Annotated in this window: 10 protein-coding genes and 1 tRNA gene; 4 read left to right on the top strand and 7 right to left on the bottom strand. The window is 61.3% G+C overall.

The features are described from left to right. The first annotated feature begins 68 nt into the window (after positions 1-68). The 4 genes from ACUUL3_RS01060 to ACUUL3_RS01045 all read left to right on the top strand — a co-directional run bounded on the left by ACUUL3_RS01060 (position 69) and on the right by ACUUL3_RS01045 (position 4,615). A tRNA-Lys gene (locus ACUUL3_RS01060) sits at positions 69-144 on the top strand. Positions 145-620: 476 nt separating this feature from the next. Continuing rightward, positions 621-2,180, top strand: coding sequence for an ATP-dependent RNA helicase RhlB (gene rhlB / locus ACUUL3_RS01055; protein ID WP_448553758.1), 1,560 nt, complete (start codon positions 621-623; stop codon positions 2,178-2,180). Positions 2,181-2,189: 9 nt separating this feature from the next. Beyond that, a complete protein-coding gene (locus ACUUL3_RS01050; RefSeq protein WP_448553757.1) occupies positions 2,190-4,094 on the top strand; it encodes an ATP-binding cassette domain-containing protein in 1,905 nt (634 codons plus the stop codon). Positions 4,095-4,123: 29 nt separating this feature from the next. After that, complete coding sequence (locus tag ACUUL3_RS01045) at positions 4,124-4,615, top strand: dihydrofolate reductase (RefSeq protein ID WP_448553755.1); 492 nt, start codon at positions 4,124-4,126, stop codon at positions 4,613-4,615. A 91-nt stretch (positions 4,616-4,706) separates the two neighbouring features. On the opposite strand, the gene ACUUL3_RS01040 is transcribed toward ACUUL3_RS01045, so the two are convergent. The 7 genes from ACUUL3_RS01040 to ACUUL3_RS01010 form a co-directional block, all read right to left on the bottom strand. Then, entirely contained in the window at positions 4,707-8,084 is a 3,378-nt protein-coding gene (locus ACUUL3_RS01040) for a hybrid sensor histidine kinase/response regulator (protein ID WP_448553753.1), read from the bottom strand. Between the two features lie 117 nt (positions 8,085-8,201). Further along, positions 8,202-9,890, bottom strand: a complete 1,689-nt coding sequence (gene ettA, locus ACUUL3_RS01035; protein WP_448553751.1) for an energy-dependent translational throttle protein EttA — start codon at positions 9,888-9,890, stop codon at positions 8,202-8,204. A 241-nt stretch (positions 9,891-10,131) separates the two neighbouring features. Then, positions 10,132-13,323: a DUF748 domain-containing protein gene (locus tag ACUUL3_RS01030; protein WP_448553749.1), complete on the bottom strand. Its 3,192-nt coding sequence runs from the start codon at positions 13,321-13,323 to the stop codon at positions 10,132-10,134. A gap of 124 nt (positions 13,324-13,447) precedes the next feature. Then, positions 13,448-15,499, bottom strand: a complete 2,052-nt coding sequence (locus ACUUL3_RS01025) for a response regulator (RefSeq protein ID WP_448553747.1) — start codon at positions 15,497-15,499, stop codon at positions 13,448-13,450. Further along, a complete protein-coding gene (locus ACUUL3_RS01020; RefSeq protein ID WP_448553745.1) occupies positions 15,496-15,945 on the bottom strand; it encodes a response regulator in 450 nt (149 codons plus the stop codon). The genes ACUUL3_RS01025 and ACUUL3_RS01020 overlap by 4 nt, the downstream gene beginning before the upstream one ends. Then, a complete protein-coding gene (locus ACUUL3_RS01015; RefSeq protein WP_448553743.1) occupies positions 15,902-17,482 on the bottom strand; it encodes a c-type heme family protein in 1,581 nt (526 codons plus the stop codon). The genes ACUUL3_RS01020 and ACUUL3_RS01015 overlap by 44 nt, the downstream gene beginning before the upstream one ends. 138 nt (positions 17,483-17,620) lie before the next feature. After that, entirely contained in the window at positions 17,621-18,844 is a 1,224-nt protein-coding gene (locus ACUUL3_RS01010) for a diguanylate cyclase (protein ID WP_448553741.1), read from the bottom strand. Positions 18,845-18,872 lie beyond the last annotated feature (28 nt).

Below are 18,872 nucleotides of genomic sequence, written 5' to 3'. Positions count from 1 at the left end.
GAAGTTTTGCTTACATGGTTGACAAGCCTCGGCGGAAGGTGTATAAGTTGCCTCAACATTGAGGATGGGGGCCGTTAGCTCAACTGGTAGAGCAACTGACTCTTAATCAGTAGGTTTGGGGTTCGAGCCCCCGACGGCCCACCACTTTCCATCCAGAGTTCACGGTTCCGCCGTAACTCTTTTTTTTTGCCGAACCTCTCCTCCCGCCCCTCGACGAATAACCAGTGTTTCCCGCCCGCAAGAACCTCAACGGTGGACACGCCGTTCAGCCTTTACAGCGAACATGCCTTGTCCTCTACCGACCTGCGGCATGGGCAATGACGGAAGGCTGGAAAATATAACGGCTCTTTCGCAACGGCCCCTAAAATAAATTTTTCATGATTTGGCAAGGAAAAAATCTTTTCTATTGTTTTCTAATATGCAATTGTGTTGATGGATCCGCAACAATCACCAAGACTGGCTGGTCCGCAACAAAAATCAGTTATTTACAATGTGATCCCCGTCACCGGTCGCCTTCGCTTCCCGCTGCCATCGCGGTTTTTTTGACAGTGCCAACAATTGGGTTGGCGACAAAAACCGTCCCCCCGCAGTACGGTGAGATCCCCAATTGAGAGGTTATTTTGGTTAGAAAAATCATCAATCGTTTCCGCGACAAGATAAAACAATTTGTCACGGAGCGGGTGGGACGGAAAAAGCCGACACCCGAAGCCGTCGATCAACCCGCCGTCGAGGCAATGCCGCCAAGTTCCCGCCGCCGGCGCAAGAAGAAGGAGACGCGCGCTCCGCATATCCCGGAAAACCTGCGGCCGCAGGCCTCTCCCGCCATGGAGGACGAACCGACTCCAGCCTGGGACGACACCCTGTTCGTCGTGGCCAAGGAGGAAGGCAAAACCCGTTTCCACGATTTGGATCTGCCCACCGAGATCATGCACGCCATCTTTGACTCGGGCTTTTCCCACTGCACGCCGATCCAGGCCCAGACCCTGCCCCATACCCTTGCCGGCAAGGACGCCACCGGCCGGGCCCAGACCGGCACCGGCAAGACCGCGGCCTTTCTCCTCACCATCTTCACCCGTCTGCTGCGCAGCACGCCTCCCGGCAAACGACGGCACGGTACGCCCAGGGCCCTGATCCTGGCGCCGACCCGGGAACTGGTTCTGCAGATCGTCGAGGACGCCCGCGAGCTTACCAAGTACTGTTCGGTCACCACGGTGGCCATCCTGGGCGGGATGGATTACCAGAAGCAGCAGCGCCAGGTGACCGAACAGAATGTGGACATCATCGTGGCCACCCCCGGCCGCCTGCTCGACTTCAAGCGCCAGCAGTACGTGCACCTCGATCAGGTGGAGATTCTGGTCATCGACGAGGCGGACCGCATGCTGGACATGGGCTTTATCCCGGATGTGCGCCAGATTGTTTACGCGACTCCAAGCAAGGACAAACGCCAGACTCTGCTCTTTTCCGCCACCCTCACCCCGGAGGTCATCAACCTTGCCTCCCAGTGGACCAAGGATCCGGTCACCGTGGACATCGAACCGGCGCAGGTGGTCACCGAGACGGTGGATCAGCTCGTCTATCTGGTGACCAGCCGGGAAAAATTCCCCCTGCTCTACAATATCATCACCCGCCAGAACCTGGAACGGGTGATGATCTTCTGCAACCGCAAGGACGAAACCCGTTTCCTTGCCGAAAAACTCGCGCGCTACGACATCGGCTGCGCCGTCCTCTCCGGCGACGTTTCCCAGGCCAACCGGGTGAAGACCCTGGAAAATTTCCGCGCCGGCAAGATCCGGGTGCTGGTCGCCACCGACGTTGCCGGTCGCGGCATCCATATCGAAGGGGTAAGCCATGTGATCAACTACACCCTGCCCCACGATGCCGAAGATTACGTGCACCGCATCGGCAGAACCGGCCGGGCCGGCGCCAGCGGCACCTCGGTGAGTTTTGCCGACGAGTCCGACTCCTTTCAGCTGCCGGATATCGAGGAGTTCATCGGCAACAAGCTTTCCTGCATCCATCCGGATCCGTCCTGGCTGGAAGTCCCGCCGCCCAGCAAGCCCGCTAAAAAGAGAGAGCCCTCCCAGGAAGGCGGCCGCCGGCCGAGCCACGGCAAGCCCAGATCCTCAGGCGGCCGCCGCCGACCGACTGGCAGGGGCCCGACCGCCAGACCGCAGTCGTAATTCTTTTCCATGGCACTGCTCACCCTCAAGGAGATCGCCCTCAGCTACGGCGGCCTGCCGCTGCTGGACGGCATAGACCTGCAGATAGAGGCCGGGGAACGGGTCTGTCTGGTGGGGCGCAACGGAGAAGGCAAATCCTCCCTGATGAAAATCATCGCCGGGGAGATCGAAACCGACCGGGGCGAAATCATCCGCCAGAAGGGACTCAAGGTCAGCCGCCTCAGCCAGGAGGTGCCCCAGGCCACCAGCGGCACCGTCTACGACGTGGTTGCCTCGGGTCTCGATACCCTGGTCGGACTTCTCACCGCCTACCACAACGCCAGCCAACGACTCAGCCACGATCATTCCGACTCCAGCCTGAACGCTCTGGAAAAGGCACAGCATGCCCTGGAGGCGGCGGACGGCTGGCAGGCCAACCAGCGGGTGGAAATGGTCCTCTCCCGCCTGGAACTGCCAGCGGATCAGCCCTTTGCCGAGCTTTCCGGCGGACTCAAACGCAGGGTGCTGCTGGCCAGGGCCCTGGTGAGCGAACCCGACCTCCTGCTGCTGGACGAGCCGACCAACCATCTCGATATCGCCGCCATCACCTGGCTGGAAGAGTTCCTCCTCAATTTCGCCGGCACCATCCTCTTTGTCACCCATGACCGCATGCTCCTCAAAAAACTGGCCACCCGCATCGTGGAGCTGGACCGCGGCCGCCTGGCAAGCTGGCCCGGCGACTATGCCACCTACCTGCGGCGCAAGGAGGAATTGCTCGCCGCCGAGGAGAGCCAGCAGCACAAGTTCGACAAGAAGCTGGCCCAGGAAGAGACCTGGATCCGCCAAGGCATCAAGGCACGGCGGACCAGAAACGAAGGAAGGGTCCGCGCCCTCCATGCCCTGCGCAAGGAACGGGCCGCGAGGCGCCAGCAGACCGGCAAGGTGACCCTGCAGCTGCAGGAGGCGCAAAGCTCCGGCAGGCTGGTGGCCGCGGCCAGGGATGTCTCCTTTTACTATGGCGACAAACCCGTCATAAAAAACCTCACCACCACCGTGATGCGGGGGGACCGCATCGGCATCATCGGCCCCAACGGCGCGGGCAAATCCACCCTGCTCAAGGTGCTGCTCGGCCACCTTGCCCCCCAATCCGGCGCCATCAAGCTCGGCACCCGCGTCGAGCCCTGCTACTTCGACCAGAACAGGGAGCAGCTCGTCCCGGAAAAAAGCGTGGCCGACAACGTGGCCGACGGCCACGACAAGGTGATATTCAACGGTCAGCCCCGGCACATCATCGGCTATCTCCAGGACTTTCTCTTCAGCCCGGCCAGGGCCCGCTCGCCGGTCTCCATCCTCTCGGGCGGAGAAAAAAACCGCTTGCTCCTGGCCAAACTGTTCACCCATCCCTTCAACGTCCTGGTCATGGACGAGCCGACCAACGATCTCGACGTGGAAACCCTGGAACTGCTCGAGGAGCTGCTCCTCGATTTTTCAGGCACTCTGCTCCTGGTCAGCCATGATCGCGTTTTCTTAAACAACGTGGTCACCAGCACCCTGGTTTTTGAGGGGGAGGGCAGGATTGTCGAATACGCGGGCGGTTACGACGACTGGCTGCAGCAGCGGCAGGAACCCGCAACCGTTTCCCCACCCGCTGGCAAAGCCGAGAAGGCGATAAAGGGGGAACGAACGAAAAAGGAAAAATCCCTCAAGCTTTCCTACAAGGAGGAGCGGGAGCTGGAGACGCTCCCGCAGCAGATCGAGTCCCTGGAAGCGGAACAGCAGGAACTCTTTGCGAAGATGGCCGACCCGGGCCTCTATCAGCGGGAAAGCACGGCGGTCGCCAAGGCGAAAGCGCGCATGGAAGAAATCGAGCACTCCCTGGAAAAGGCCTTTGTCCGCTGGGAAGAGCTCGAAGCACGCAAGAAGGCCGCGACCTGATTGGCCAGCCGCCCCCCCCGGAGCAGTCGATGCAAAAAATCATCCTCATCGCCGCCATGGCGAAAAACCGGGTCATCGGCCGGGGCGGCGAGATCCCCTGGCGGATCCCCGGAGAGCAGCAACGCTTCAAGGCGATCACCATGGGACATACGCTGATCATGGGCCGCAAGACCTACGAATCCATCGGCCGGCCCCTGCCGGGGCGAAAAACCGTGGTCATCTCCAGACAACAGGGGTACGAGGCGCCGGGCTGTCAGGTGGCGGCGAGTCTCGCCGAGGCGCTCTCGCTCTGCGCGCATGACCGGACGGTTTTCATCGCCGGCGGCGGCCAGATTTACGAAGAAGCCCTGCCCCTGGCCGAAGAAATCCACCTCTCGGTCCTTACACGGGAAATTTCAGGAGACGTCTTCTTCCCCGCCTTCGACCCCGCCCTCTTTGTAACGGTGTCAACCGAGCGGGTCGAAGGAGCGGAGCCCTACTCCTTCACCGTTTTCCGCCGCAGAGACCAACGGCGCCGCTGACCGTTTCCCGGTCAGTCCCGGGCAGACCGCCTCAAAGCGAACACCGTTTCAAGCCTCCGGGTATCGAGGAGGAGCGGGCTGACTTTTTCAACTACCGGGGACCGGCCAGGGCCCGGCTCACAGCCTTGGCCACATCGCCCAAAAGCAGCGGCTTCATGAGAAATTCCCGAATGCCGATGGCCTTTGCCTTTTCCTCGTTGATCACCTCGCTGAAACCTGTGCAGAGCACGATGGGCATACCCGGCCGGATTGCCAGAACCTGCCTCGCCAGCTCGGCGCCGGTCATGTTCGGCATCGCCATGTCGGTGATCACCAGATCAAAGGCCTGGGGAGCCTCGGCAAAACGGCGGACCGCGTCTCCGCTGTTGGTGGCGGTGGCCACGGTATATCCCAGTCCCTCAAGCATCCTGGCCAGCATCAGGGCGAGGGGTTCCTCGTCGTCAACCACCAGAACCCGGCCGCTGCCGCGGGGCAATGGCGTGGCGACGATCGACTCCTCAGCCACGGACCTCCCCTCCGCCAGCGGGAAATAAACCGTGAAGGTGCTTCCCTTGCCCGGCTCGCTCTCCACGGTGATATTGCCGCCGCAGTTCTTGGCAATCCCATGGACCACCGAGAGGCCCAGACCGGTGCCGTCACCCTTCTCCTTGGTGGTGAAATAGGGCTCGAACACCCTCTGCGCCACGGCGGGCGTCATGCCGCAACCTGTGTCGGCAACCACCAGCTCCACGTACGCCCCCGGGGCAAGGGTCAGATCCTGAACCAAGGGGTGCTCCCTGCCGAGGGTCGTCTGGGCAAGGGAAACCCGGAGAATGCCGCCCGTGGCCCGCATGGCGTGGTAGGCATTGGTGCAGAGATTCATAACCACCTGATGGATCTGGGTGGGATCGGCGAACACTGTCCCGCATCTTTCCCCGATCTCCTGCCTGATCTCGATATTGGCGGGAATCGAAGCCCGCAGCAGCTTGAGCGCCTCCTTGACAATGAGCCTGATCTCCAACGGTCTTGGCTCATGCTCCGTCTGCCGGCTGAAGGCAAGAATCTGCTTCACCAGCTCCTTGGCCCGCATCCCCGCCTTGGCGACATTTTCCAGATCGCTTCCGATCTCACTCCCCTTTGGCAGTTTGTACTGTGCCAGCTCGGTATAGCCGAGGATGGCGGAAAGGATGTTGTTGAAATCATGGGCAATACCGCCGGCCAGGGTGCCCATGGCCTCCATCTTCTGGGTCTGCCGGATCTGCTCCTGAAAGCGGAGCTTTTCCGTTTCCGCGATCTTTCGTTCCGTTATGTCGCGGGTGATGCCGAGAATACCAAAAACCTTGCCCTGATCGTCCCGGACCTGCGCACTGATGGTTTCCCCCCAGAACTCCACGCCGTTCTTCCGCCGATAACGCAGCTCAGAGGGTTTCAGCTGCCCGCCGCCCGTTTCCGCGCCGCCGGGCAGGGCCTGTTCTTCATAATCCGCCTGCTCCGCATAGAGCAGCGCCGCGGACATTCCATCGAGCTCGTTGAATTCATAACCAAAAATACTTAAAAAAGCGGGGTTTACCATGGCAATCCGCCCTTCGCGGTCGACAAAAACCACCCCGTCGGGCATGGCGTGAAAAATCGCCTCGAATTCCGCGGTGCTCCGGCGCAGGGCCTCTTCATTTTTCTTGCGCTCGATGCCCAGGGCGATCTCGTCGGCCACCGCGGCCAGGGAGCGCAAGACCATGTCAGAAAGCGGATGCTGGGCAAAGATGCCCATTACCCCCAGAAGCCTTCCCTCCACCAGCAGAGGATGGCCGGCGAACGCCACCATGCCCTCCCGCCTGGCCCATTCCTGCTCCGTGACCTGGGGATCGCCGAGCACGCGATTTGTCAGTTGCGCCTTGCGGCTGAAGGCGATATTACCGATCTTCGTTGTATCGTCGATGGAGATACAACCGTGCGCGCCATCAAGATGGGTGTACATGCCGGCACTGGCTTCCAGGCGCAACACATCCCGGGCTGTTTCATCCACCGTCCAGATCCGGGCAAAGGCGGCGGCAAGCTCCTTGACCAACGCCTCGCAGCATTGCTGCAGGATTCCCCGCAGGTTTCGGCCGGTGGTCAGGGCGATGCCCACATCGGCGGAGAGTTTGAGCAGGCAGAGCTGCTCGCCCATGGCTACCCGCGCCTTCTGTCTCTCGGTAATATCCACGCAGGAATAGACAATCCCCACCTTCTTGCCGGCCTCACCGCGCAGGGCGGCATAGGAAAGATGAGCGAAGAAGCCGCGCCCGGTCCGGGAGGACAACTCCACCTCCTGTGAATGCAGGGAGCCGCCGTCGTGGAAAACACTTTCCTGCGCGGCGGCAAGCACCCCAGCAGGGATGAATCTGCCGATATCCTGCCCGATCGCCTCCGCGCGCAGGAAACCGAAAATCCGTTCCGCCCCCTGGTTCCATACGGTTATCCTTCCCTCCTGGGAGGTGGCGATCACTGCGTCATAGGTCTGGTCAATCACCTGGCTTTGCCTGCGCAGTTCCGCCAGGGAGCTGAGATCCCGTATCCCCATCAGGACATTGAGCAGCTCCCCCTTCTCATCCCGCACCATCTTGACCATGACCTGAATAGGTCGCCCCAAGGGATTGTCGGGATGGTCCGCCTCCATGACGACCGTGTCGTCGCGCCTCTCCCGGCGGGCGAGACAGACCGGACACGGCTCCGTTTCGCCCCGGGGATGGAGAAGGGTGGTGATATCCATGCCGATGGCTTCCTCCGGAGTAAGGCCGGTCAGCCGGTAAAAAGTCTTGTTGGCGCGCACCATCTTGTCGTCCGGAGAGACCAGATAGATGGCATCATCGACAAAATCCATGGCCTGGTCCCAGCGGCTCTTGAATTCGGCCAGCTGCCGCTTCGCCTCGTTGCCCCAGCTCACATCCCGGACCACCGCCAGCCGCTGCCGCCGCCCCGCATGGGGAACAATCGCCCCCCGCACCTCGACGGCAAACGGGGTTCCGTCCGCGCGGAGATCCACCGACTGGATGGTCTGCCGGAGGGAGGCGGCATCGGCGCTGAGAAAACCTGCAAAGGTCTGCAAATGATCGGGATGCACGATATCCCGGCCGCGCATCCCGACGAGTTTCTCATGGGGATAGCCATAGATCCGGCAGGCCTGGGCATTCGCCTCCACGATGGTACCGTTCTCGGAAAAGATCAGAAAGGCGTCGTTGGCGGAGTTGAAGATCCCCTGGTAGCGCTGTTCAGACTCGGCAAGCTGCCCGGAAGCGCATTCCGCCGCCTGCCGATGAAAACGAAGAAGAAAAAAAAGAAACACCGTGGTGAGGACAATGAACAACCAACCCTTGTAGGTCTGCAGAAGGGACAGGGCCGAAGGCGTATCAGCCACCTGCTCCAGGGCGCGATCGGAGAGGTAAATCCAGAAAAAACTGAAGAGGGCGTACAGAAAGACAATGTGCCAGGTTGAAAGATTCTTTCTCGTCATCTCGTGCGCACCTGCCCTCCCGTGTACAACATCTTAGCACAACTTGCGGGAGAGAAAATAAAAAAAGCCGGCGAACCGCCACAAGCGGCCGCCGGCTCGTATTCGCGGAAACCCGGATCAGACGCGGGTCAGATGGCGGTATTTGATGCGGTGGGGCTGGGCCGCGGCCTCGCCCAGACGGGCCTTCCTGTCCTCTTCGTACTCGGAGTAGTTGCCGTCGAACCAGACCACCTGGGAATCCCCCTCAAAGGCCAGGATATGGGTGGCGATGCGGTCCAGGAACCAGCGGTCATGGCTGATCACCACGGCGCAGCCGGCGAAATTCTCCAGAGCTTCCTCCAGGGCGCGCAGGGCGCTGACATCGAGGTCGTTGGTGGGCTCGTCCAGCAGTATCACGTTGGCGCCTTCTTTCAGCATGCGGGCCAGATGTACCCGGTTGCGCTGGCCGCCGGAAAGGAGGCCAACCTTTTTCTGCTGCTCGGGGCCCGAGAAGTTGAACCTGCCCACATAGGCGCGGGAGTTGACCTCGCGGTTGCCCATGGTGATGGTTTCCTGCCCTTCGCTGATGGCCTGCCAGATGGTGTGCTCGGGGTTCAGGACATCGCGGGACTGGTCCACATAGGCGAGCTTCACGGTCTCGCCCAGCCGGATGCTGCCCGCGTCCGGCTTTTCCTGGCCGGTGATCAGCTTGAACAGGGTGGATTTGCCGGCGCCGTTGGGGCCGATCACCCCGACGATGCCGCCGGGCGGCAGGGAGAAATTCAGGTTCTCGAAGAGCAGCCGGTCGCCGAAGGATTTGACCAGATTTTCCGCCTCGATGACGGTCTTGCCCAGCCGGGGGCCTGGCGGGATATAGATCTCCAGATCCTGGGCCCGCTTCTCCGCCTCCTTGCTCAACAGATCCTCATAGGCCTTGATGCGGGCCTTGGACTTGGCATGCCTGCCCTTGGGGCTCATCCGGATCCATTCCAGCTCGTGCTGCAGGGTCTTGCGGCGCTTGCCCTCCTCCTTCTCCTCCTGGGACAACCGTTTCTCCTTCTGCTCAAGCCAGGAGGAGTAGTTGCCCTTCCAGGGGATGCCCTGGCCGCGGTCAAGCTCAAGGATCCAGCCGGCCACGTTATCGAGGAAGTATCGGTCGTGGGTCACGGCAATGACCGTTCCTTCGTAGCGCTGCAGATGCTGTTCCAGCCAGGAGACGGTTTCGGCGTCCAGGTGGTTGGTGGGCTCGTCGAGCAGCAGGATGTCCGGCTTTTTGAGGAGCAGGCGGCAAAGCGCCACCCGCCGCCGCTCACCGCCGGAAAGCACCGACACCTGCGTGTCCGCCGGCGGGCAGCGAAGAGCGTCCATGGCCATATCCAGGCGGGCGTCGAGATCCCAGGCGTCCATGGCGTCGAGCTTTTCCTGCACAGTGGCCTGCCGGGCGATGAGCTTGTCCATTTCCTCGTCGCTCATGGGCTCGGCGAACTTTTCGTTGATCTTCTCGAACTCGGCCAGAAGATCCACCGCCTCCTGCGCCCCTTCCCGTACCACGTCGATGACGGTCCGGCTCTCATCGAGCAGGGGCTCCTGTTCGAGATAGCCCACGGTGAGCCCCGGCGAGATATGGGTTTCGCCGTTGAACTCCTTGTCCACCCCGGCCAGGATCCGGAGGAGCGAGGACTTGCCGGAGCCGTTCAGGCCCAGAACGCCGATCTTGGCGCCGTAGAAATAGGAAAGGCTGATATCCTTGAGGATCGGCTTCTTGTCATAAAACCTGGAAACCCGGATCATGGAATAGATGATTTTGTTCGGCTCGGCATTGCTCATGGGTCGACTCCTTTGCAAGGCAACGGAACATCAGGATGCCCTTGCAAAATCTTTAAAAAGCCACGGGTAGCGGCATAACATCAAGTGGTTACACGGAAAAAGACCGTTGCACCCGCGTCCTGCTGCGATTTCGACAAAAACTGGCGGAAAAGAACCGGGCCAGAATAGCACAAAGCCGGCGGAAGGTCACTTTGAAAAAAGGGGACGCCCGCACGAAAACCAGTGCGGCTCCAGTCTTCGCTCACTTGAGGGAAACAGCGACCTGGGCCGCGCCCTCGCCCGCGGCCACGAGGAACACCCGCTCCGCCGCCACCCCGCCCTCGCCGAGCAGGTACTCCCTGACCCGGGCCGCGCGCCGGTCGGCGAGCAGTTTGAGATCGTCGTTGCTGACGGATATGTGCCGCCTGAGCAAAGCGGCCATTTCTTCGGCGGGCAGTTCCTTGACCATGCCGATGAAATTGCGCTCTTTTTTGAAATCGGCGTCCTTATAGGCGGCCCAGAGGTAGCGTTCGTATTCTTCCGGACCGATGACCACCGCGTCAAGGTCCGTCTCCCCGCCCTTGCCGATGGTATCCTTGATCTTTTCCCGTTTGAGGAGCCGGACAAACATCAGCTCATGCAGGGCCGGCCGGTCCGCCTCCGCCGCCACCCGGCCGCTCAGCTCGACCTTGAGCCCGGGCCGGTCGCCGAGCACCTTGGCCAGGGTTTCCAGCTTGCCGAGGGCCGTGGCCTCAAGCAGGTCCTGGCCCGGCGCAAACTCCACCGACTGCAGTTCCTCGCCGCCGGGCAGGATCGCTCCCAGCAGGGCAAAGGGCGAAGTGGCCGCTTTGGCGATGAGATTGACGAATACCTTGATGATGACGCCGGCCAGGCTGAACTCCGGGTCGTCCAGGTTGCCGGAAACCGGCACGTTGAGATGGATCTCTCCCTTGCGGTTCCGCAACAGGGTCAGGGCCAGGCCGAGGGGCAGATCGAGGGCGTCCGGGCTTTCCACTGTTTCGCCCAGGGCAAGCTGATCGAAAAAGATGCGGTTTTTCACGGTCAGGGCGTTTTTCTCCACCGTGGAATCGATATCGAGAAAGAGCTTGCCCTTCTGGATACGGCGGCCGATATACCTGCCGCTGTATGGAGAAAGGGTGGTCAGATCAAGATCAGCGACCCGGAAGGCGACATTGCCGGCAAAATCTTCCGGAGCAAGGGCGATGGAGCCCTGTATCGACCAGGGGCTGTGACCGTCCTGCTTCCCGGCCAGGGAAAAATCGGCGCTTTTCCCTGCCGTCGAGGAGAGGCCGCGGACTTCGGCGCGCAGGCCGGAGAGAGAACTGGTATACGCCGGAGAGATCTTGCGGTCCAGAAAATCGATCCGGCCGCCGGCAAGCTCGACGACCTCGACCCGGTACTGCAAGGGCCTCTCCGGCTCGGCAGGAGGAGCGGCGGCCTCCTGGCCCGGCTGTTCGGCTTCGGCCGCCTTCCGTTTTAGAACCTGCCGCAGGTTCAGGACGCCCTTTTCGTCAACCGCCAGGCGGGCCACAAAATCGGCAAGACGGATTCCGCCGACCACGAAGGGGCCGTCGCCCAGGTCATAGGACAACCCCTTACCCTGCAGGAGTCGGCAGGAAAAAAGCGGTTCGGCCCTTGGCCCGTCCAGCAGGCGCAAATCGTTTACCGCCAGCGAGCCGGTGACCTTGCCGGCAAGCGCCCCCCCCTCCGGCCGGGAAATGCCCACCCTGCCGGTGAGGTCCAAATTTCCGCCCGCCACCAGGACATCCACCTTGTCCCGCAGATAATTCTGCAGAGGAGCCAGGGGCAGCCCCTTGACGTTGACGGCGAGATCAGCAACCAGGGGCGTCAAGCCAAACGAACCGCCGGCCTGCAGGCGCCCCTGTCCTTCCATGGCGAGGTTCAGGTCGAGATCGCTCTTTTCCCCGGGACCGGTGTGCAGGTTTCTGCCCGAAAGCTCGATTTCCCGCAAGGTTACGCTTACCGGACGGCTCGGAGCCGCGTCTGTCAACAGGACGGAAAACCCGCGCACGGCAAGGGCTTCGACAACCACCTGCCAGGGCTGCCCTGACTCGGCCGGCTCTGGCTTGTCGGTGGCTGGCGACGCCGGCGGCAGGAGCCTCCGCAGGACCAGATCGCCCTGTTTGTCCCGCTCCAGACCGATGGTGCCGGAAGCTGCCTGGACCTTGCCGATACGGCAGCTGCGGCGGCCAAGGTCAACGCTTACCCCGGAGACGGCGAATTCGGGAAGATCGAGCAGATCCCGCCTCTGCGGGCCTGCGCCTGCGTCCTCGACAAAACCGAGGCGCAGGCCGCTGATCCCGACGCCGTCAACCCGGATCTCCCCGGAGAGGGCAGTTGCGGCGGCTTTCTCGGTTTTTTTCTTGTCGGGCAACTCCAGGGCGCGCCAGAGATTGATCCGGCCCTCCTTGTCCCGCCGCAGTTCAAGCATGGGCTTTGTCAGCTCCAGCTTGCGCACATGCACAATATTGGCGAGCAGGTCCGTGGCCACAAGGCTCACCCCAAAGCGCTCAAAGCCGAACAACTCAAACCGTTCCGCATCCAGGACCGCGACTTTCCGGAGAGCCGCCTCCCCGCTCAGCTTCAGCAGCGGCCGTTTCTCCCGGCGCTGTTCAAAAGTGAGCAGAAGGTCGAGATCCAGCCTACCTGAACGCAGATCGAAATTGCGCGGCCAGGGCAGATAGGCGAAATAACGGGCCAGATCGCAGTCGAGGAATTTTACCGCGAAGCTGGTTTCCCGGCTGTGGGCAAAAGGCTTGGCCTTGCCCCGCAGAACAAGGGGGGTGTCGTTGATCACGGCCTGAAAGGCCGGCTCCACATAGATCTCGACCAGATGATCGAGATTGGAGACAAAGGGCAGCCCCAGGGAAAGTTCCCGGACGGTATGGGTGGTTTTCTGCGGCCGGTCCTCAAAAACAAGCGAGCCGTCCGTCACTTCGATATTATTGAGGGAAAAAAGGAACGGTCCGCCGGGAGCGGCCTGTTCCTCCTTCTTTTTCTCCACGACAAGATCGGAAAAATTATACCGGTGCGCATCCTCGCGAATGATCGTGCACCTGGGCTCCTTGAGCCGCAGGGCCTCGACGATGAGCGCCCGCTTGAAAAGCGAGGAGGCCTGGAAATCGGCATGGAGTTCGGCAAGGGAGAAAAACTCCCCGTCGCCCTGCCGGTCTCTGACGGAAATCCCCTCGATGGTCACCGTCAGTTTGAGGGGATTCACGCGCACCTTTTCGACAGTGGCGGCCCGGTGCAGATGCTTGCCGAGCTGCCCGGCCAGCACCGTCCTCAGGATGGGCGGCAGCGCCAGAAGGCAAAAAAGCAGAATAAAGGAAAGAACCACTGCCGTCCAGGCGGCAATCCTGCCTGCCCTGGGCATCGCCCGCCATTTGGAGACAATCTCCCGCAGCCCCATGGCACACCTCCTCCGCCGAAAAATCCTCTCCCTTGCGAACCCGTTACGGGAGTGAAGGAAAACCTTATTGTCGGAGAATCAGAAAGGAAAAGTCAAGATGTTGCGGCAAACGCGAAGAAGCCGGTCATGCGGCCCCCTGCTGGTCCAGGACTTCCCTGACCGCGCAGGCGAGTATGGCCTTTTCCACCGGCTTCATGAGGTAACGGCTGACCCCGAATGTCGCGACATCAGCCTCCGAAACCCGCGAACTGTAGCCCGAGCAGAGGATAATGGGCAGATCAGCCCGGATCGCCAGAAGGGCCTTCGCCAATTCCGTCCCGGGCAGATGCGGCATGGTCTGGTCGGTGATGACCAGATCAAATGCCTGAGGATCGGCGGAAAAGACCCGGAGCGCCTCTTCGCTGTCCGTGAACGGTGTCACCTGATATCCCTGGCGCTCAAGGGTCATCTTTACCAGGGCGACAATGGCCTCTTCGTCATCCACGACAAGAATGCGCTCGGTCCCGACCATTGACGGGGTTGCCGTTTCCTCGCACTCCCTGCCCGTCTCCCTTTTCCCGGCCGTTGCCGCCCGTGGGAAAAAAATCCTGAATGTCGCGCCCTGGCCCGCCTCGCTCTCCACGACAATCGCCCCGCCGTGGCTTTTCACAATGCCATGCACCACGGAAAGCCCCATGCCCGCTCCTTTCCCCTGTTCCTTCGTGGTGAAATAGGGCTCGAAAATCCGTTCGCGCACGGATTGCTCCATGCCCCGTCCCGTATCGCTCACCACCAGAAGCAGATAGTCACCGGCAGGCAGGGCCAGCGTCCCAGCCTCACCCTCGGCCAACGTGCTGTTCCGCAGCAGGACGGTGAGGGTACCGCCCTTTTCTTCCATGGCATGGGCGGCGTTGGTGCAGAGGTTGAGCATGACCTGATGCATCTGGCTCTGGTCGGCGACAACCGGCCAGCAATCCGGCTCCACGAGCTGTTGGATGTCAATGGTGGTGGGAAGCGTCGCCCGCAGAAGCTTGAGGGCATCCCGCACCACCGGAGCAAGGCTCACGGGCATCCTTTCCAGTTCGCTTTTGCGGCTGAAGGCAAGGATCTGCTGCACCAGCGTCTTGGCCCGCAGGGTCGCCTTCAAAACCTCCTGCAGGCAGGAGGCGGTATCCCCACCCTTGGGCAGTTGCTCCACGGCGATCTCGGTGTATCCCATGATGGCGGCAAGGATATTGTTAAAATCATGGGCAATGCCGCCGGCCAGGGTGCCGATCGCCTCCATCTTCTGGGCCTGCTTGAGTTGCGATTCGAGTTTTTCCCGTTCCTGTTCGGCCCAGTATCTTTCGATCTCGGACGCAGCCTTTACCGCCATGACCTCCATGATTTCCTGAAGATTTGCCGGCGGCTGCATTGCCGTGGCGGACCAGATGCACAATGTCCCCAGCACCTGCTGCCCGGAATTACGCAGGGGGATGCCGACATAACTTTCCGCACCGAGATCGCGCAGGGACTGCTGCTCCGGAAAGAGCCCCGTGAGCCCTTGGGGATAAAGCTGGTATCCTTCGGCAATCACCCTGCCGCAGGGAGAAGACCCGACCAGGCTGAAGGTGGAATTTTTCCTTTTCTTTCCTTGCTGATAGAAGGAAAGGCTCCGCAGATTTTCTTCCTTCAGGACGCCGATGAGCCCGGAATCGGCTCCCAACAGACCGCAAAGTCCTTGGATAATCCGGTCAAAACACTCCTCGCCGGTGGTGCCGACAATGGCATGCACCAGCGCGGTTATGGCCTTGTCCGTCTGGCGCTGGGCCGCACGATTCCTGGCCTCTTCCAGTTCCCGGGCCACGACCGGCGCCAGCCTGCTCAGATTATCCTTCATCACATAGTCACGAGCCCCGGCCCGCATGATCTCCGCGGCGGTCTCCTCCCCGACCGCGCCGGAAACGAGGATGACCGGCAGATCGCCTCCCTGCATGCGGATCAACCTCAGGGCTTCCATGCCGTTGAAACGTGGCATGGCGTAATCGGTCAAAACCAGATCCCATTGCCTTGCGGTCAGGGCTTCCCGCAAGGCCTCGGCGGTATCCACCCGAACGGCAAGCGGCTCATGGCCTCCCTTGCGCAGAGCGCGCATGATCAGCGCCGCATCATCTTCGGAATCCTCGACCAGGAGAACGCGGAGTTCGTTTGCCATCATCCGGCCCGTTGTTTCGGCGGAGGCTGATTGAGCACCAGCCAGTAGACGCCGAGTTGACGGATTGCCTCGCTGAACTGGACAAAATCAACCGGCTTGCGGATATAGCTGTTGCAGCCCAGGCGATAGCTTTCGATCTTGTCGCGGTCCTCGTTGGAGGTGGTGAGAATGACCACCGGCAGCAATCGGGTCCGCGCATCCGCCCGCACCCGTTTCAATACTTCGAGGCCATTAAGCTTGGGCAGGTTCAGATCGAGCAGCATCAATTCGGGCATGATGGAGGTGTCGCGGCCGGCATGCGCCCCGGTGCCATGGAGAAAGTCCAAGGCTTCGGCCCCGTCGCGGGCGACCGCAACCGCATTGAGGATGTTATTTTTCTTGAGAGCGCGGATGGTCAGCGCCTCGTCATCCGGATTGTCTTCCACCAAGAGAATCATTTTCTCCTTCATCCTTTGCCTCCTCCGCCTTCTCCAGACTGAAATAAAACGTCGCGCCGTGGCCGACCTCGCCTTCGGCGCGTATCTCTCCGCCATGGCGGTGGATGATGCGCTGCACCGTGGCCAGGCCGATGCCGGTCCCTTCAAATTCCTGCGGCGAATGCAGCCGCTGGAAGGCGCCGAAGAGCTTGCCGGCATAGGCCATGTCGAAACCGGCCCCGTTATCGCGGACAAAAACCACCTTTCTATCCCCTTCCCTCAGTTCGCCGACAACGATCCGGGCGGCCGGGATTTTGCCGGTGAACTTCCAGGCATTGCCCAGCAGGTTGTCCATCACCGCGCGGAGCAGCACCGCATCGCCACGCACCATGATCCCTGGAGTGATCTCCACGGCAACCTGCCGCGCGGGCGTTGTCTTGCGCAACTCCGCGACGATTTCCTCGGCCATGGCGCTCAGATCGACATCCTGCGCATGGATCTCCCCACGGGAAAGACGGGAAAGCCGCAGCATGTCGTCGATCAGATCCCCCATGCGGATGCAGCCGGCCCGCACCCGTTGCATGTAGTCCCTGGCCGTATCGTCGAGCCTGTCCCCGTAATCCTCCAGCAAAGCCAGGCTGAAGCCGTCGATGCCGCGAAGGGGCGCCCGAAGGTCATGGGAAACCGAATAGGCAAAGGCATCAAGCTCCCTGTTGGCGGCGGCAATCTGCGCGGTGCGTTCCGTGACCCGTTCCTCAAGGATCTCATTGGCATTGCGGACCTCGGCCTCCGCCCTGCGACGTTCGGCAACCTCCAGCTCAAGCTCGCGGGTGCGTAACGCCACCATGCCCCTGAGCCGGGCGTTGAGCAGGAGCAGCCCGGCTAACACCAGCAGCCCGAAAAAGGAGGAGACAAAAACGATGTAAGCGAGGTTGTACCGCTGTTCCAGGGGCGCCCGGATCGATTCGATCGCCCGGATTTCTCCGACCCTCTCTCCGAAACCGCCCTGGCCCTGATAGCGCTGCTGAAGCTGGACAGGGGAGGCCGCCCGGTCGCCATGACATTTCAGGCATCTTTCCTGATTCACCAGAAAGGGAATGGCCACGTAGAGGTAGTCTTTCCCGTCGATCTTGACGATCTCCCGGTAATCCTTCATTTCCCTGTGTTCATTGAACATTCCGATGAGTTTTTCTTCCAGGGCATCCGCCTTGTTCACCGGATTGCGCGGATTGCGAGCGGCCATCTTATAGTAGACTTCGCCGAGTCCCGCCGCCTTGCGCTCCTCATTGTACGCTTTGTGCTGGTTTCTGACGATGAATGAGGAAGAGAGTATCTCCGGAGAGTAGAAGTCGGGCGTCACAAAGCCTTCCTCCTTCATTTTGTAGTAAGCGGGGTGCAGGATTTCCTGGATATAGCGATGCATGCCCCGGTGCGCGAGAAGAACGCCCTGGATGTTCTGTTCGGCCTCGCTGAGAACATAGAGGCGGGCAAGATAATACAGGCCGGCGGCAACGGAGCAGGTCACCGCGAGGACCACCCCGACCATCCAGAAATACTTGTTGCGCGACACAACGGCAGACCCTTCCCACCCTGATCCCATGGCACCCTCCACGACTGCTCATCCAGTTTAGGCGCATCATAAATTGAAAGTCAAACAGGATATTGCCGCTTCGCCGCCGCAGTCCCGCCTGGATGCTCCGCAAGCCCGTCAGGCCGCCACCTGATTGCGGCCTCCGTTCTTGGCGCGGTAAAGGGCCTGGTCCGCCGCCTTGATCACGGCATGGGGCGCATTTTTGCCGCTTCCCTTGCGCTGGGCAACGCCGATACTGATGGTGACGGAGACCTTTTTCCCGGCGCTCCCGGCCTTCTGCCTGCCGCCCGTCTTCTTGCCGGGCCGATTCCGGTCGCGGATGCCGAAGCCGGACGCGGCCACGACCTGGCGGATCTTTTCCAGATGGGGCATTGCCTCTGTCACGTTTTTTCCCGGGAAGAGGATGGTGAACTCCTCGCCGCCATAACGGAAGGGACGGCCGCCACCGCTCACCCTGCGCAGCTTGCCCGCGACCATGGCCAGCACCTGATCCCCCACATCATGGCCGTAGCGGTCGTTGAATTTCTTGAAAAAGTCGATATCCACCATGGCCACGCTGTAGACGCCGCCCAGTTTGAGCAGGGCCTCGTTTAAAGCGCGCCTGGCGGGCAGGCCGGTCAGCTCGTCGCGGAAGGCCATGCTGTGCGCGGCCTCCAGCGCGGCAACGACGAGAATCAGGCCGGCAACCCCGAAATAATAGGAAGATTCCAGGCCGGGATCGCTGAAGTTGACGGCGCAAAAACCACAGAGCATGGCCCAGAAAAAGCCGTGGTCGAGCAGATCCCGGTTGCGCTGAAAGCGGTACAGCAGCAGGAGAGCGGCGAGGGAATATATGCCTAAGGCCGGATAGCTGAGGCTGTTGCCGGAAAAAGGGAGAAAGACGCTTGAAGATGCAAGAGGCGCGATTACCTCCGGACCGTAAATGTCATACAGACCGGCCAGCACCAGCGGCTGCACCGCAATGAAGGCAAGGCGGCAGAGGCCGTGGGCGGTGAAGATTCCCCGTTCGCGCCAGAGGGAAATCAGGACAAGATCGAGGGGCAGGACGATATCGGCCACCAGGAAGAGATAGCGGGCCAGGTTCTCGTCCGCGCCCTCCAGAGCGCCGTAACGGAGAATCAACTGGTCGGCCACCAGCAGAAGCAGCACGCCGAAGAGCAGCCGGCTGCGGTTGAAGCGCCAGGCGAAAAGAAGGGCCAGCCCCCCCACCAGATAGGGCAAAAGCCAGGTCAGTTCGAGCAGCCATTGACTCGCCCCTTCATGCTGGAGCCCGGCCAGGGCGGCGGCGAGCAAAAGGCCGCCCGGCACCAGATAATCGCACAACACCCGCAAAAAAAACATACTCCCTCCCTGTGAAGTTCTCCCTGGG

This window comes from Thiovibrio sp. JS02, assembly GCF_053485635.1.
Note: the sequence above shows the minus strand (reverse complement) of the source record. Positions and strands in the feature narration are given on the sequence as shown.